The organism is Burkholderia savannae (assembly GCF_001524445.2).
GTDB classification, from domain to species: Bacteria; Pseudomonadota; Gammaproteobacteria; order Burkholderiales; family Burkholderiaceae; genus Burkholderia; species Burkholderia savannae.
In genome coordinates this window covers 1,285,796-1,301,857 of sequence record NZ_CP013418.1, presented here as the reverse complement: position 1 = coordinate 1,301,857, position 16,062 = coordinate 1,285,796, and the positions used below count along the sequence as shown (strand labels likewise).

Genomic DNA, 16,062 nt, shown 5'->3' with positions numbered 1-16,062 from the left:
TCACGATGAACGCAACTCCGTCGTCCCAGAAGGGACATCACGTGCCGACTGTGAAGCTGTTGATCGCCGGCGAATTCGTCGAATCCCACGCGACCGAGTGGCGCGACATCGTCAATCCGGCGACGCAGGAGCTGCTCGCGCGCGTGCCGTTCGCGACGGCCGCCGAAGTCGACGCGGCCGTCGAGGCCGCGCAGGCCGCGTTCGCGAAGTGGAAGAACACGCCGCTTTCCGCGCGGATGCGGATCATGCTGAAGTTCCAGGAGCTCGTGCGCGCGAACCTGCCGCAGATCGCGAAGACGTTGACGGCCGAGCAGGGCAAGACGTTGCCCGACGCCGAAGGCGACGTGTTTCGCGGCCTCGAGGTCGTCGAGCACGCGTGCTCGGTCGGCTCGCTGCAATTGGGCGAATTCGCCGAGAACGTCGCGGGCGGCGTGGACACCTACTCGCTGCGCCAGCCGCTCGGCGTGTGCGTTGGCATCACGCCGTTCAACTTCCCGGCGATGATTCCGCTGTGGATGTTCCCGATGGCGATCGTCTGCGGCAATACGTTCGTGCTGAAGCCTTCCGAGCAGGACCCGCTGTCGACGATGCAGCTCGTCGAGCTCGCGATCGAGGCGGGCGTGCCGAAGGGCGTGCTCAACGTCGTGCACGGCGGCAAGGAAGTCGTCGACGCGCTGTGCACCCATCCGCTCGTGAAGGCGATCTCGTTCGTCGGCTCGACGGCCGTCGGCACGCACGTGTACCGGCTCGGCAGCGAGCACGGCAAGCGCGTGCAGTCGATGATGGGCGCGAAGAACCACGCGGTGATCCTGCCCGACGCGAACCGCGAGCAGACGGTCAACGCGCTCGTCGGCGCGGCGTTCGGCGCGGCGGGCCAGCGCTGCATGGCGACGTCGGTCGCGGTGCTCGTCGGCGCGGCGCGCGACTGGCTGCCCGACATCGTCGCGAAGGCGAAGACGCTGAAGGTCAACGCGGGCGCGGAAGCCGGCACCGACGTCGGCCCCGTCGTATCGCGCGCGGCGAAGCAGCGGATTCTCGGCCTCATCGAAACCGGCGAGAAGGAAGGCGCGACGCTCGCGCTCGACGGCCGAGAAGTGAGCGTCGACGGCTATCCGCACGGCAACTTCATCGGCCCGACGGTCTTCGCCGACGTGACGCCGGAGATGTCGATCTACACGCACGAGATCTTCGGCCCGGTGCTGTGCGTGATGTCGGTCGACACGCTCGACGAGGCGATCGCGCTCGTCAACGCGAATCCGTTCGGCAATGGCGTGGGCCTCTTCACGCAAAGCGGCGCGGCGGCGCGCAAGTTCCAGAGCGACATCGACATCGGCCAGGTCGGCATCAACATTCCGATTCCGGTGCCGGTGCCGTTCTTCAGCTTCACGGGCTCGCGCGGCTCGAAGCTCGGCGATCTCGGGCCGTACGGCAAGCAGGTCGTGCAGTTCTACACGCAGACGAAGACCGTCACCGCGCGCTGGTTCGACGACGACGCGACGGCGGGCGCCGTCAACACGACGATTCGCTTGCACTGATCGGGGAGGCGCGATGAAGATCGGTTTTATCGGCTTGGGCCACATGGGCGCGCCGATGGCGCTCAATCTGCTGAAGGCGGGCCATGAGGTGCGCGCGTTCGATCTCAGCGAGGACGCGCTGCGCCTCGTGAAGGACGGCGGCGCGCAGGTCGCCGGCTCGCCGCGCGAAGCGGCGGCGGGCGCCGAGTTCGTCGTCACGATGCTGCCCGCGGCCGCGCACGTGCGCGCCGTGCTCACGCAGGAGAACGGCGTGCTGGCGGGACTTGCCGCGGGCGCGATGGTGATCGATTCGAGCACGATCGATCCGGCGAGCGCGCAGGCGTTCGGCGAGCTCGTGCGCGAGAACGGCGGCGCGTTCGTCGACGCGCCCGTGTCGGGCGGCACGGGCGGCGCGGCGGCGGGCACGCTGACGTTCATGGTCGGCGGCAGCGACGCCGACTACGAGCGCGTGAAGCCCGTGCTCGCGGCGATGGGCAAGAACATCGTCCACTGCGGCGCGGCCGGGATGGGGCAGGTCGCGAAGGTCTGCAACAACCTCGTGCTCGGGATCACGATGGCGGGCGTGTCCGAGGCGATGGCGCTCGGCGCGTCGCTCGGCATCGATCCGAAGGTGCTCGCGGGCATCATCAACACGTCGACGGGCCGCTGCTGGAGCTCGGACACGTACAACCCGTATCCGGGCGTGATCGAGACCGCGCCGTCGTCGCGCGGCTACACGGGCGGCTTCGGCACCGATCTGATGCTGAAGGATCTCGGCCTCGCGAACGACGCGGCCAAGCAGGTCCGGCAGCCGGTGTATCTCGGCGCGCTCGCGCAGCAGCTGTATCAGACGATGAGCAGCCGCGGCGACGGCAAGCTCGATTTCTCCGCGGTGATCCGCCTGTATCAACCGGTCAAGAAGGACGCCTGATGATCGAGCTCGACTACGCCGACGACGGCGCGATCGCGCTCGTCACGCTCAAGCGCCCGTCCGCGAATACGTTCAGCGCGGACGGGCTCCTTCAACTGCAGCGCACGATCGAGCGGCTCGAGGCCGATTCCCGCGTGCGCGCGCTCGTCGTCACGGGCGACGGCCCGAAGTTCTTCAGCGCGGGCGCGGATCTGAACTCGTTCGCGCAAGGCGATCACGCGATGGCGCGCACGATGGCCGCGCGCTTCGGCGCGGCGTTCGAGGCGTTGCACGACGCGCGCTTTCCGACGATCGCCGCGATCAACGGCTATGCGATGGGCGGCGGCCTCGAATGCGCGCTCGCGTGCGACATGCGCATCGCCGAGCGGCACGCGCAGATGGCGCTGCCCGAGCCGTCGGTGGGCCTCACGCCGTGCGGGCTCGGCACGCAGACGCTGCCCTGGCTCGTCGGCGAAGGCTGGGCGAAGCGGATGATTCTCGCGGGCGTGCGCGTCGATGCGCAAACCGCGCTGCGCATCGGCCTCGTCGAGGAAGTCGTCGACACGGGCCGCGCGCCCGACGCGGCGCTCGAGCTCGCGCGCCGCACGGTCGCGCTCGGCCCGCGCGCGGTCGGCGTCGCGAAGGAGCTGATCGGCCTCGTGCGGCAAGGCGTGCCGCGCGGCGCGGCGCTCGCGGTGGAGCGCGAGCGCTTCGTCGAGCTGTTCGACGGCGACGAACCGCGCGAAGGCGTCGCCGCGTTCCTCGGCAAGCGCGAGCCGCAATGGCGCACCGACGGAGGGCACCCGCAATGAGCACGCCGATGATGCACGACGCTCGCCACGACACGGCGGCGCGCGACGTGCAGATGCGCGTCGTGAACCGCGTCGCGCTGATCACGCTGAACCGGCCGGCCGCGCTCAACGCGCTGTCGCACGACATGGTGCGCGAGCTCGCCGCGTTGCTCGAACGCTGCCGCGACGATCGCTCGATCGTCGCCGTCGTGCTGCGCGGCGCGGGCGACAAGGGCTTTTGCGCGGGCGGCGACGTGCGCGCGCTCTACCGGATGGCGAAGGCGGGCGGCCGCGGCTGGCTGCCGTTCTTCGTCGACGAATACCGGCTCGATTACGCGATTCACACGTTCCCGAAGCCCGTCGTCGCGCTGATGGACGGCATCACGATGGGCGGCGGAATGGGGCTCGCGCAGGGCGCCGCGCTGCGCGTGTCGACCGAGCGCAGCAAGATCGCGATGCCGGAGACGCGAATCGGCTTCGTGCCCGACGTCGGCGCGACGCACTTTCTCGCGCAGCTGCCTGTCGAGCTGTCGCTCTTCGTCGGCCTGACGGGCGCGACGCTGTCGGGCGCGGACGCGCTCGTCGCGAAGCTCGCCGATCTGTCGGTGCCGTCGTCGTGGCTCGACACGTTCGAGACGCGGCTCGAGCGCGCGGACTGGGCGGGCGACGCGCTGCGCGCGTTGCGCGCGGTGTTCGAGCCGCCGTGCAACGTCGTGCCGCACGCGGCGCTCGACAGCCAGATGCCGTGGATCGTCCGGCATTTCGACAAGCGCTCGGGCGTCGAGCGGATCGTCGCGACGCTGCGGCAGGATCTGATGCGCGACGAGCTGTCGCGCGAGCACCGGCAATGGCTGAAGACGACGCTCGACGCATTGACGAGCCACTCGCCGACGATGCTCGAAGTCACGCGCGAGGCGCTGTTGCGCGGCCGGCAGATGACGCTCGCCGAATCGTTCCGGATGGAGCTCGGGATCGTCGCGCACGCGATCGAGGAGGGCGATTTCTGCGAAGGCGTGCGCGCGCATCTCGTCGACAAGGATCGCAGGCCGGGCTGGGCGCCCGCGTCGCTCGTCGAGGTGCAGCGCGAGCGTGTCCAGCATTTTCTCGCGTCGCCGTGGAAGCGCGACACGCATCCGCTCGCCGATCTCGGCGCGGCGTGACATGACATGACGCGAAATGACGTGACGGCCGGCGCGCCGCCGGGTGCGCCGGGCCGCGCGGTCCGGCGCGACGTCGCAAGGGCGCGACGGCGCATCGATGCGCCGTCGCGCGATGCGGCGCTCAGCGAGCCGCGTCGCGCAGCTCGCGCCGCAGGATCTTGCCGACGTTGCTCTTCGGCAGATCGGCGCGGAACTCGATGTGCTTCGGCCGCTTGTAGTTCGTGAGGCGTTCCTTGCAGTACGCGAGCACGTCCTGGGTGGTGAGCGCCGGGTCCTTCTTCACGACGAACAGCTTCACCGCCTCGCCCGAATGCTCGTCGGGCACGCCGATCGCCGCGACTTCGTACACGCCCGGATGGGACGCGACCACGTCCTCGATCTCGTTCGGATAGACGTTGAAGCCCGATACGAGAATCATGTCCTTCTTGCGATCGACGATCTTCACGTAGCCGCGTTCGTCCATCACGCCGACGTCGCCGGACTTGAAGAAGCCGTCCGGCGTCATGACCATCGCGGTTTCGTCCGGCCGATTCCAGTAGCCCGCCATCACCTGCGGACCGCGGATGCAGATTTCGCCCGGCTGGCCGAGCGGCACGTCGCGGCCGGCATCGTCGCGGATCGCGATCTCGGTCGACGGCAGCGGCACGCCGACGGTGCCGGTGTGCGCGGCGATCGTCACCGGATTGCAGGTCGCGCTCGGCGACGTCTCCGACAGGCCGTAGCCTTCGACGATCGGCACGCGCGTGCGCTCGTGCCAGCGCTTCGCGACGCTGTCCTGGATCGCCATCCCGCCGCCGTTCGCGACAATGAGCTTCGAGAAGTCGAGCTTCGGGAAGTCCGCATGATGCAGCACCGCGTTGTAGAGCGTGTTGACGGCCGGGAACGCGGAGATCGGATAGCCTTCGAGCGCGGCGATCATCCCGCCGATGTCGCGCGGATTCGGGATCAGCACGCCGAGCCCGCCCGCGTGGATCGTCATGAAGCCGCACACCGTCAGCGCGAACACGTGATAGAACGGCAGCGCGATCGCGGTCACGAACTGCACGTCCTTCGGCCGGCCTTCGACGAGCGGCGCGCGCCATGCTTCGGACTGCAGCACGTTGGCGACGATGTTCCGATGCAGCAGCGTCGCGCCCTTCGATACGCCCGTCGTGCCGCCCGTGTATTGCAGGAATGCGATGTCGTTCGGCTCGATCGGGATGCGCCGCAGCGCATGCCGCGCGCCCTGCGCGAGCGCCGCATTGAAGCGCGTGTACGACGGCAGGCTCCATGCCGGCACCATCTTCTTCACGCGGCGCACGACGTAATTGACGAGGACGCCCTTCACGCCGAGCAGATCGCCCATCGCGGCGACGACGACGTGCTTGACCGACGTCTTCGCGATCACCGCCTGCAGCGTCGTCGCGAAGTTCTCGAGGATCACGATCGCCTCGGCGCCGCTGTCCTTCAGTTGGTGCTCGAGTTCGCGCGGCGTGTAGAGCGGGTTCACGTTGACGACCACATAGCCCGCGCGCAGGATCGCGGCGATCGCCACCGGGTACTGCAGCACGTTCGGCAGCATGATCGCGACCCGCGCGCCGCGCGACAGGCCGCGCGACTGAAGCCACGCGCCGAGCTTGCGCGACAGCGCGTCGAGCTCGCCGTACGTGATCGATTTGCCCATGCAGACGAACGCGTCGCGCGCGCGATAGTCGCGAAAGCTCGCCTCCATCAGCGCGACGAGCGACGCATAGCGCGACGTGTCGATGTCGGCCGGCACGCCGGGCGGATAGGCCGCGAGCCAGATCCTGTTCATTCTCGTGTCTCCTCGTTGGTGTATTCGGCGTGCCGCGAGTGGCTCGCGGCATCGCTCGGCTGCATCGGCGATGCGTGGCGCGAGCCTGCGTCGCGGCGCGTCAACGCGCCGCCGCGGGTTCCGCGGCGCCTTCGCCCGCGCCGCCTTGCAGGATTCGCCGATACATGTCCGCCGCGCTGATCCGGCCGTAGCGTTCGCGCGCCTCGGCGGGCGTCAGCGTTTCGCCGCGCTCGGGCGCCACGCCTCGAATCACGGGCTCGATGACCGGGCGGGTCGACGGCGTGATCGCGTCGACGAGCGCGAGCGAAGCACGCTGCGTCGCGAGTAACTTCATCGCGGCGCGCACGAGCGGCGCGATGGCGGCGCCGATCCAATGCGGCTGGCGAATGCCGGCGAGCTCGCGCATGTACGCGGGCATCGTCGACAGCGTCGCGGCGCGCATGACCCATGCCGCGAGCTTCAGGAACGGGCGCGCGGCGCGCGACGTGTTGGCGTCGATCGTGATCCGGGAGCCGTCGAGCAGATACCGCATCGTCGATTGCGTGAGTTCCGATGCGGCGAGCCGCGGGCGCATCTCGGCGAAATACTGGCGGATGCCTTGCCGCGTGCGCGGCACGGCGGACGACGGGCATGTCTGCAGCTCGGCCGCGATCGCGCATTCTTCCCAATAGCGCGCTTCGTCGGCCGCGGACAGCTTGCCGGGGCCGAAGCGCTCGTACGCGATCAGCACCGAATGCCAGCCGGTGAGTAGAATCCACAGCTGCGAATCCGGATCGTTCGCGTCGAAGCGCTTGCCGCTGACGGGCTCGATGCCGACCGCTTTCGCGTGCACTTTCACGAGTATCTCGGACGCGTCGAGCGCGCTGCGCGCGTCGCCGACCGCCACCGTCGCGAAATACCGGATCGTCCGGTCGTAGCGCAGCTTCGGGTTCGTGTAGATGCCGCGCCGGGAGTTGACGGCCGCGAGCAGGAACGGATCGAGCTCCTCGACGACGACGGAGCGCTGAAAGCCGATGGTGAGCGCGGTGGGGCAGGTCCACACGCGCCAGGTCGGGGAATCGGGGCCGAAGAAACCGTAGTCTTCCTGTCGTTTCCGGTCCTGACGATCAATATTCCTGACTAAATCCATCGCAATGTCTCCTGTATGCGCCGCCATCGGAAGAATCCGGCCGTCAGGCTTTCATGAATCCGCCGAGCACGATCCGGCCCACGTATGCGCCGAGTTCGTCCGGCGTCCACTGCTGTTCGTCGTCGAGCATCGCGCGCACCGCGCCGTCGCCGAGCGACATGAAGATTTCGACGAGCACGGGCAGCTTCTTGTCGATCTGCTTGACGCCCGCCTTCTTCATCATCGGCCCCATCAGCGCGCCGACCTGCTGCGCGACGCGGCGTCGCGCATTGCCGTAGCGTTCGACCGCGTCGCGATCGTGATCCGCGGCGAGCACGAGCCGCCACGAATCGGCGTGTTCGGCGACGACCTTCAGCAGCGCCTGGAATCCGGCCGTCATCCATTGCTTCGGATCGCCGAACGGCGGCTCGTGCGGCAACGCGGAAATCACGCCGTCGAACAGGCGGCGCTCTTCGCGTTCGAGCAGCGCGTCGATCAATTCTTCGCGCGATGCGAAGCACGCGTAGACGACCGGCCGCGTGACGCCGAGCGCCTGCGCGATCGCTTCCATCGACACGCCCGCCAATCCGCGCGTGACGGCAATGCGCAGCGCGGCGTCCAGCACCTGCGGCCGTCTGCGCTCGGGGCCCAAATGGGCGGCACGAGTACGTTCTTGCATCGCTGTTCCTTCACATGCGTAGGAAATATATGCAGCGGCGTAGGATTTCGGCAAGCGAATTCGTTCGAGCGCGGACTCGAAACGGCGAGGCGCGCGCGGATTGGGGCTGCGCTCAGGACGGCCGGTCCGCGCCGCCCAGCGCCTTGTAGAGGCTCATCCGATTGTTGAGGCGGCCCAATTGGGCGCGCGCCAGCGCGCTTTGCGCATCGCGCAGCCGCTGCTGTTCGTCGAGCCACGGCTGCACGCCTGTCGCGCCGGCGACGAAGCGCGCCCTCGCAAGCGTTTCCGCACGCCGCGCCTGTGCGAGCGCGAGCGTGCGTTCGTCGGCCTCGGCGTCGAGCTGCACGCGCGCGGACAGCGCGTTCTCGACCTCGCCGAGCGCGCGATACAGGTTCTGGCGGAAATTGACGACCGCTTCCTCGTACTGCGTTTTCGACACCTTGATCTGCAACTGCATCGTGTTCCACTGGATGAACGGCAGCGCGAGCCCGAGGCCGAGCGTCGCGACCGGGTTCTGCAGCACGCGCTCGAGGCTCGTGCTCGCGGTGCCGACGCTGCCCGTCAGCGTGAAGGTCGGATAGAAGCTCGTGCGCGTCACGTCGACGTTCGCGAGCGACTCGCGCAGCCGGAACTCGGCCGCGCGCAGATCGGGGCGGCGGCCGAGCAGCTCGGCGGGCATGCCCGCGGCGATTTCCGGCAGCGGCGCGTCCGGCAACGCGTCGCGCTCGGCCGCTTGCCGTTGCGGCGGGCGGTCGAACAGGATCGCGAGCGCGTTGCGATTCTCGGTGCGCTGCTGGATCAGCTGCGTCTGGTCGGCGCGCAGCGCGGACAGGTTGCGCTCGGCCTGCGCGACGTCGAGGCCGGACGTCGCGCCCGCGTCGTGACGCGATTGCACGAGCCTCAACGTGCGCGCCGCGTAGGCGATGTTCGCGTCGCCGAACGCGATCTGCTGATTCAGATAGGCGATCTGCCAGTACAGCGCCGCCGTCGTGCCGATCAGCGACAGCCGCGCCGCGTCGCGATCGGCCTGCGTCGCTTCGAGCTCCCAGCGTGCGGCGTCGCGCTGCGCGGCGAGCTTGCCCCACAGGTCGAGCTCGTAGCCGAGCGTCGCGGTGACGCCGCTTGCGCGGCTCATCCGATGCGTGTCGAGCGTGCGCGATACGCTGCCGTTCGCGCCGAGCGTGACGTTCGGCGTCAGGTTCGTGTCCGCGAGCCCCGCCTGCAATTGCGCGCGATAGACGCGGATCGCCGCGGCCGCCAGATCGTTGTTGGTGCGCAGCGCGCCGTCGATCAGGCGATCGAGCGTCGGGTCGCCGAAGCGGCACCACCAGTCGTCGGGCGCGGCGCTCGCCTGCGCGGCGACGGGCGACGCCCATTGCGCGGGCAGCTCGACCGCGGGCGGCGGCGCGTGGCGCGACGACGTCGCGCAGCCGGACAGCAGCGCGCCCGCGCAGGCGAGCGCGACGGCGCGACGGGCGAAGCGGCGGGGCGTGAGAATCGTCATCGCTTCACCTCAATCGCGCGCGAGCGCATCGATCGGATCGAGCCGCGACGCGTTGCGCGCGGGCATGAAGCCGAACACGACGCCGATCAGCGTCGAGCACAGGAACGCGGACGCGATCGAGCCGGCCGAGAACACCATCTTCCATTGATCGACGAACAGAGAAAACACGAAGCTCATGCCGAACGACAGCACGATGCCGATCGCGCCGCCCATCAGGCAGACGGTCACGGCTTCGACGAGGAACTGCTGCATGATGTCCGCCTGCCGCGCGCCGACCGCCATCCGGATGCCGATTTCGCGCGTGCGCTCGGTCACCGACACGAGCATGATGTTCATCACGCCGATTCCGCCGACGACGAGCGAGATCACCGCGATCAGCGACAGCAGCAACGTGAGCGACTGCCCGGTCTTCTCGACCGTCTTGACGACGCTGTCCATGTTGTACGTGAAGAAATCCTTGCGGCCGTGCCGCTGCAGCATCAGCTTCGTCAGGCTCTTCTCGGCGGCGTCGCTCGGTTGGCCGTCGCGCACGCGCACCGTGATGCTGTCGAGATGGCGCTGGCCGAACAGACGCCCGGATGCGGTCGTGTACGGCACCCAGGCGTTGAGGTTCTTCATGTCGCCGAACGCGCTCTTCTTTTCCGCGGTCACGCCGATCACGACGCACGGCAGGTTGTCGATCAGGATCACTTCGCCGAGCGGGTTCGGATTCGCGCCGAACAGCTTGCGGCGCGTGTTCTCGTCGATCACCGCGACCTGCGCCTGGCGGCGCACTTCGTCGGGGCCGAACGCGATGCCTTGCGCCATCTTCATCCCGCGCACCTGGAAGAAGCGCTCGCCCACGCCGCTCACGAGCGCGTTGACGTCGACGTTCCGATAGCGCAGCAGCAGGCTGCGCGACGTTTCGGGCGTCGCGCTGTCGACGTAGATCTGTTCGGCGAGCGCGGAGGCGTCGGCGGGCATGAGCGTCTGGATCGTGTCCGCGCGGCTGTCGCCCCAGTCGCGGCCCGGATAGACGTTGATCGTGTTCGTGCCGATGCTGCCGATCTCGTCGAGCATGTAGCGCTTCGCGCCTTCGCCGATCGCGACGATCGACACGACCGACGTAATGCCGATGATGATCCCGAGCATCGTGAGCAGCGTGCGCAGCCGATGCGACACGAGCGCGATCCACGCCATCCGGAACGCTTCGGCGAAGCGGCCGACGCCCGCCGACAGCCGGCGCGCGCGGTGCGGCGCGGCGTCGCCGCTCGCGTTGCGCGCGCCGTCGGCATCGTCCGCGCGCGGGTTGAGCCGGTCGCCGACGATCCGGCCGTCGCTGATCTCGATGATGCGGCGCGCGTGCGCGGCGACGTGCTCGTCGTGCGTGACGATGATGACGGTGTGCCCCAGCGCGTTCAGCTCGCGCAGGACCCGGATCACCTCGCGGCCGCTCTTCGAATCGAGCGCGCCCGTCGGTTCGTCGGCGAGGATCACTTCGCCGCCGTTCATCAGCGCGCGCGCGATGCTGACGCGCTGCTGCTGGCCGCCCGACAGCTGGCTCGGCCGATGGTCGGCGCGATCCGACAGGCCGAGCCGCGCGAGCAGCTTCAGCGCGCGCTCGCGGCGCTGCGCGTGCGCGCTGCCCGCGTAGACGGCCGGCATCTCGACGTTCGCGGCCGCCGACAGATGCGGCAGCAGGTGATAGCGCTGGAAGATGAAGCCGAAGTGTTCGCGGCGCAGGCGCGCGAGCTCGTCGCTTTCGAGCTCGCTCGTCTCGCGGCCGCCGACCCGGTAGCTGCCCGAGCTCGGGTGATCGAGGCAGCCGAGGATGTTCATCAGCGTCGACTTGCCCGAGCCGGACGCGCCGATGATCGCGACGATCTCGCCCGCGTCGATCGACAGATTCACGTCGTCGAGCACGACGACGTCCTTGTCGCCCGCGGGAAAGCGCCGCGTGACCTGTGTGAGCTGGAGCAGCGGCTCGGCCATCGTCAGCTCCCCGCGTCGGACGCGGCCGCGCCCGCGCCCGCGGCCGCGGGCTCGTTCGCATCGCCGATGATCACGCGCTCGCCTTCCGCGAGGCCCGAGAGCACCTCGACCTTCACGCTGTTGTTGATGCCGGTGCGGATCTTGCGCGTCGCGACCTTGTCGTCGGCGCCGACGACGCGCACCGGATACGTGCCGTCCTTGTCCTTCGCGCCGAGCGCGGCGACGGGGATGTTGAGCGCGCGGCGCGCGGTGCCGAGCAGGATGTTCACTTGCGCGGTCATCGAGATGCGCAGCCGGCGGCCGGGATTCGGCACTTCGAAGAGCGCGTTGTAGAACACCGCGGTGTTCGCTTTCGACGAGCCGCCGCCGCTCATGCCGCCGATGCCGCCTTGCGTGTCGAGGAAGTTCTGCGGCGCGGGCTCGATCGCGCGCAGCTTGCCGTAGTAACGCTTGTCGGGTTCGCCCAGGATCGTGAAGTACGCGGCCTGATCGGGATGGATGCGGATCACGTCCGCCTCCGACACCTGCGCCTTGACCGTCATCGTGTCGAGCTCGGCGAGCTTCAGGATCACGGGCGCCTGCTGCTGCGCGATCACCGTCTGGCCCTGCTGCGTGACGATCGCGACTACCTCGCCGCCCATCGGCGCGACGATGCGCGTATAGCCGAGGTTCGCGCGCGCGGTCTCGATCTTGATTCGCGCCGCGCGGATCTGCGCGTCGAGCGCGACGAGGCTCGCGCGCTGCACGTCGAGCGTCGCGGCGGCCGCCTCGTAATCCTGGCGCGACGTCGCGTCGTCGGGCAGCATCTGTTGCTGCCGCTTGAACGCGAGCTCGGCCTGCTTGAACTGCGCGGCGCTCGAGCGCTTCTGCGCGACCAGGTTGTCGACGTTTGCCTCGGCCTGGCGCAACTCGTTCTGCGAGATCACCGGGTCGATCTCGGCGAGCCATTGATCCTTCGTCACCTTGTCGCCGAGCTTCACCTTCAGCGATTTCAGCTGGCCGGACACCTGCGCGCCGACGTCGACCTGCTTGAACGCGTGCAGCGTGCCCGTGGCCAGCACGGCGTTCTCGAGATCGGCGCGGGCGACCTTCGCGGTCAGATAGCGCGGCGCTTTGTCCTTCGCAACGAAGCGCTGATAGAGCACGGCGAGCGAGGCAAGCACGACGGCGCCGGCCGCCGCGGCGATCCAGCGGCGTTGGTTTTTTTTCATGGGAGGCAGAGCGGTAAGGCGTGGCAGGCGAGCAATTGTAATGAAAATGCAAACCGGACATTGGAATACGGAAACGCGCGCCGGGTTCAATGCGGCGACAAATTTCCTCAATATTTCGACAGTTCGTGACACGGCGCGGGCCGAAGCGGCGCAACGGCGCCGTTTTGGCCGCCGAAATGCGTCATTTACATATCTCGCCGCAGCGGGCATCGATAGCTGGATTCATTGGTTGGCCGAAATACCGGGCCGCCCTACGATGCGCCGAGACAGAACGCCGCGCGCGGGCGGCGCGCCCGAGGGCCATCGCCGACCGGCCGGCCGCGCGCCGCCGATTTCCCGCCGTCCCCTTCATGCTTCAAGGAACGATCCGATGAGTCACGAGCCGGACCCCCTCAAGTTCGCCTACTGGGTGCCCAACGTCAGCGGCGGCCTGGTCGTCAGCAAGATCGAGCAGCGCACGAGCTGGGATATCGACTACAACCGCCGTCTCGCGCAGCTCGCCGAGAAGAGCGGCTTCGACTACGCGCTGTCGCAGATCCGCTTCACGGCCGGCTACGGCGCCGAATATCAGCACGAATCCGTCGCGTTCAGCCACGCGCTGCTGGCCGCGACCGAGCGCCTCAAGGTGATCGCCGCGATCCTGCCGGGGCCGTGGCATCCGGCCGTCGTCGCGAAGCAGCTCGCGACGATCGATCAATTGAATCAGGGGCGCGTCGCGATCAACGTCGTGAGCGGCTGGTTCAAGGGCGAATTCACCGCGATCGGCGAGCCGTGGCTCGAGCACGACGAGCGCTATCGCCGCTCCGAGGAATTCATTCGCGCGGTGAAGGGCGTCTGGACGCAGGACAATTTCACGTTCAAGGGCGACTTCTATCGATTCAACGACTACACGCTCAAGCCGAAGCCGCTGCAGCATCCGCATCCGGAAGTCTTCCAGGGCGGCAATTCGCCGGCCGCGCGCCGGATGGCGGCCGCCGTGTCCGACTGGTACTTCATGAACGGCAACACGCTCGACGGCCACCGCGCGCAGATCGACGAGATCCGCGCGGCAGCGGCCGCGCAGGGGCGGCAGGTGAAGTTCGGCGTCAACGCGTTCATCATCGCGCGCGACACCGAACGCGAGGCGCGCGACGTGCTCGACGAGATCGTGCGCCACGCGGACGTCGACGCCGTCAACGCGTTCGGCCACGCGGTCAAGCAGGCGGGCAAGGCCGCGCCCGAAGGGCAGGGGATGTGGGCCGATTCGAAGTTCGCCGATCTCGTTCAGTACAACGACGGTTTCAAGACGAACCTGATCGGCACGCCAGAGCAGATCGCCGAGCGGATCGTCGCGCTGAAGGCGATCGGCGTCGATCTCGTGCTGGGCGGATTCCTCCACTATCTCGAGGAAGTCGAGTATTTCGGCAAGCGCGTGCTGCCGCTCGTGCGTGAACTGGAGCGGCAGCGCGACGCGCAGCCGGCCTGACGCGAAAGGCGGTCCCGTCGAACGAGGGACGGCGGGGCCGCGTGATTATTCGGCATGCGACGTATTTTTTCGACGACGATGAAGCCGCCGGCGCGCGCAGGTGTCGCTTTACGGCGCGCCGTTTGGCGTTCTCGTTTGAAACGTTCACGCCGAACATCCTCGCCGACGCGTGCGATCACAGGCCCAGCCGCAAACCTCGCTCGCCTTGCGCCGACCGTCGTCTCCATCGCGCGGCTTGTGTCGTCGCGCCCTCGCAAAGTCACACCGCTGCAATATTGACGAAAGCACAATAGGCACCCGACAGTTCACCAACATCGCGGCGCCGCTCGCGCGGCCGCCGCGTCCATACTGAGGGGGCCGGTATGTTTCGTACCTTCGCGCGCACCGCGTGCGCGCTTGCCGTCGCGTCGGCTTGCAACACCGCCAACGCATACGACTATCTGTTGCTCGCATCGTCCTGGGAGCCTGGCTTCTGCGCGACGCACAGCGCGACCGAATGCAATGCGCTGTCGGGTTCGTACGCGTCGACGAACCTGTCGCTGCACGGCCTGTGGCCGAACAATTACGACGGCAACCAGCCGTTCTTCTGCGGTGTGCCGCAAAACGAGGTCGACCTCGACAACGGCCATCAGTGGTGCAGCATGGACCCGTACCCGGTCAGCTCGTCGACGCTCGCCACGCTGTCGACGTACATGCCGGGCGTTGCGTCGTGCCTCGACAAGCACGAGTGGTACAAGCACGGCACTTGCGCGCAGGCGCCGTCGGCCGATGCGTACTGGAACAATGCGACGGGGATGGTGAGCCGTCTGTCGACCACGTCGTTCAACACGTTCCTGCAATCGAACGCGGGCAACAACGTGACGCGCACGCAGTTGCTGAACGCGTTCGAAGGCGCGTTCGGCAGCAACACGCGCAGCGCGGTGTCGCTCAAATGCGTGAAGGTCAACTATGTCAGCTACTTCACCGAAGCGTGGATTTCGGTGAAGACGGATGCGACGTCGCAGTTCCCGAGCGCGGCGTCGCTCGTGACGGATGCGGGCACGCAGGGCACGTGCCCGACGACCGGGATCTACATCGCGAAGTAGGCGAGCGGCGTTCGCTCGATCCGCGCGAAACGGCTCGGACGGGCTGCGCGATCCATGGACGGGCGCGCTTGTTCGGCGGATCGTCCTGATGCGGCGGGACAGCCGGGCGGCGGCATCGGTGTCGATGGTGTCGGCGCGATGCCGCTCGAAGGTCGTTTCTTCGTTGCGTTCTTGCGCGGCGTGGCGGTCCGTGAGCCTGTCACGCTCCGGCAGGTGTGGGCTTTGATCACCGAACCGGCGCCCGGCCAGGAGGTTCAGTGCGGCGAACTGGCCATCCGTGGGGTCGCCTGGTCCGGCGCCGGGCCGATTGCCCGCGTGGAGGCAAGCGTGGGCGACGGAAGCTGGCAGGAATCGCATCTCGTCGGCGAGCGCAAGCGTCGCAGTTGGCAATGGTGGGAACTGATCACGCGAGTCCGTGAACCGGGCGTTGTTGCTCTGCGCGCCCGCGCCACGGACCTTGCCGGCCGGACTCAGCGCCGAATGCGTCGAGTGGAACCGATTGAGGTACGGCAACAACACGATCCACGAGTTTCCGGTTCAGATAGTCTGAACGCGCCATGATCACTGCAATCGTCCAATATCGTCTGCCGCCGAGCATCGACATCAAGGCCTGCGAAGAGCATTTCCGCAAGATCGCGCCGGGCTTTCGGACGGTACCGGGGCTCACCTGCAAGCAGTTCATTTATGCCGAGGACGGCTGGGCAGGCGGCGTCTATCGGTGGAAGACGCGTGCCGATGCCGAGGCCTTCCTTCAATTCGGGGCCGTGGCTCGCCGGTATCCGCGAGCGCTACGGCATGGATCTGTTGATTTCCACGGGCTGGGTGGTCTGCGCGGTGGTGTGTAGATTTTCGTTTGAGAAAAGCAGATA

General features: G+C 68.1%; 14 protein-coding genes. 8 read left to right on the top strand and 6 right to left on the bottom strand.

The window, feature by feature from the left end; all coding sequences use genetic code 11:
• Positions 1-5 precede the first annotated feature (5 nt).
• The 4 genes from WS78_RS26900 to WS78_RS26885 are packed head-to-tail and all read left to right on the top strand — an operon-like array spanning position 6 to position 4,375.
• The gene (locus WS78_RS26900) at positions 6-1,535 is read left to right on the top strand and encodes a CoA-acylating methylmalonate-semialdehyde dehydrogenase (RefSeq protein ID WP_038752551.1); all 1,530 of its coding nucleotides are present in this window, start codon (positions 6-8) and stop codon (positions 1,533-1,535) included.
• 13 nt (positions 1,536-1,548) lie between these two features.
• On the top strand, positions 1,549-2,445 hold the full coding sequence (mmsB, locus tag WS78_RS26895) for a 3-hydroxyisobutyrate dehydrogenase (protein ID WP_038752548.1): 897 nt from the start codon (positions 1,549-1,551) through the stop codon (positions 2,443-2,445).
• Complete coding sequence (locus WS78_RS26890; RefSeq protein ID WP_059578843.1) at positions 2,445-3,236, top strand: enoyl-CoA hydratase; 792 nt, start codon at positions 2,445-2,447, stop codon at positions 3,234-3,236. Before mmsB ends, WS78_RS26890 begins: the two co-directional genes overlap by 1 nt.
• The gene (locus WS78_RS26885; RefSeq protein WP_059578839.1) at positions 3,233-4,375 is read left to right on the top strand and encodes an enoyl-CoA hydratase/isomerase family protein; all 1,143 of its coding nucleotides are present in this window, start codon (positions 3,233-3,235) and stop codon (positions 4,373-4,375) included. Before WS78_RS26890 ends, WS78_RS26885 begins: the two co-directional genes overlap by 4 nt.
• A 121-nt stretch (positions 4,376-4,496) precedes the next feature.
• Here WS78_RS26885 and WS78_RS26880 read toward each other — a convergent pair whose 3' ends face one another.
• From WS78_RS26880 to WS78_RS26855, 6 genes are all read right to left on the bottom strand, one after another.
• On the bottom strand, positions 4,497-6,170 hold the full coding sequence (locus WS78_RS26880) for a long-chain fatty acid--CoA ligase (protein ID WP_059578834.1): 1,674 nt from the start codon (positions 6,168-6,170) through the stop codon (positions 4,497-4,499).
• Between the two features lie 100 nt (positions 6,171-6,270).
• On the bottom strand, positions 6,271-7,299 hold the full coding sequence (locus WS78_RS26875; RefSeq protein WP_197419444.1) for an oxygenase MpaB family protein: 1,029 nt from the start codon (positions 7,297-7,299) through the stop codon (positions 6,271-6,273).
• Between the two features lie 43 nt (positions 7,300-7,342).
• Positions 7,343-7,957, bottom strand: a complete 615-nt coding sequence (locus WS78_RS26870; RefSeq protein ID WP_226377317.1) for a TetR/AcrR family transcriptional regulator — start codon at positions 7,955-7,957, stop codon at positions 7,343-7,345.
• A gap of 112 nt (positions 7,958-8,069) precedes the next feature.
• Positions 8,070-9,461, bottom strand: a complete 1,392-nt coding sequence (locus tag WS78_RS26865; protein WP_059578825.1) for an efflux transporter outer membrane subunit — start codon at positions 9,459-9,461, stop codon at positions 8,070-8,072.
• A 9-nt stretch (positions 9,462-9,470) separates the two neighbouring features.
• Entirely contained in the window at positions 9,471-11,432 is a 1,962-nt protein-coding gene (gene macB / locus WS78_RS26860; protein WP_059578820.1) for a macrolide ABC transporter ATP-binding protein/permease MacB, read from the bottom strand.
• 2 nt (positions 11,433-11,434) lie between these two features.
• Positions 11,435-12,643, bottom strand: coding sequence for an efflux RND transporter periplasmic adaptor subunit (locus tag WS78_RS26855; protein WP_038752531.1), 1,209 nt, complete (start codon positions 12,641-12,643; stop codon positions 11,435-11,437).
• 370 nt (positions 12,644-13,013) lie between these two features.
• On the opposite strand from WS78_RS26855, the gene sfnG reads away from it, so the two are divergent.
• The 4 genes from sfnG (at position 13,014) to WS78_RS26830 (ending at position 16,038) form a co-directional block, all read left to right on the top strand.
• On the top strand, positions 13,014-14,108 hold the full coding sequence (sfnG, locus tag WS78_RS26850) for a dimethylsulfone monooxygenase SfnG (RefSeq protein WP_059578815.1): 1,095 nt from the start codon (positions 13,014-13,016) through the stop codon (positions 14,106-14,108).
• Between the two features lie 362 nt (positions 14,109-14,470).
• Positions 14,471-15,193, top strand: coding sequence for a ribonuclease T2 (locus tag WS78_RS26840; RefSeq protein ID WP_059578812.1), 723 nt, complete (start codon positions 14,471-14,473; stop codon positions 15,191-15,193).
• Between the two features lie 54 nt (positions 15,194-15,247).
• The gene (locus tag WS78_RS26835) at positions 15,248-15,754 is read left to right on the top strand and encodes a molybdopterin-binding protein (protein WP_082717600.1); all 507 of its coding nucleotides are present in this window, start codon (positions 15,248-15,250) and stop codon (positions 15,752-15,754) included.
• Complete coding sequence (locus tag WS78_RS26830; RefSeq protein WP_052145147.1) at positions 15,751-16,038, top strand: hypothetical protein; 288 nt, start codon at positions 15,751-15,753, stop codon at positions 16,036-16,038. The genes WS78_RS26835 and WS78_RS26830 overlap by 4 nt, the downstream gene beginning before the upstream one ends.
• Positions 16,039-16,062 lie beyond the last annotated feature (24 nt).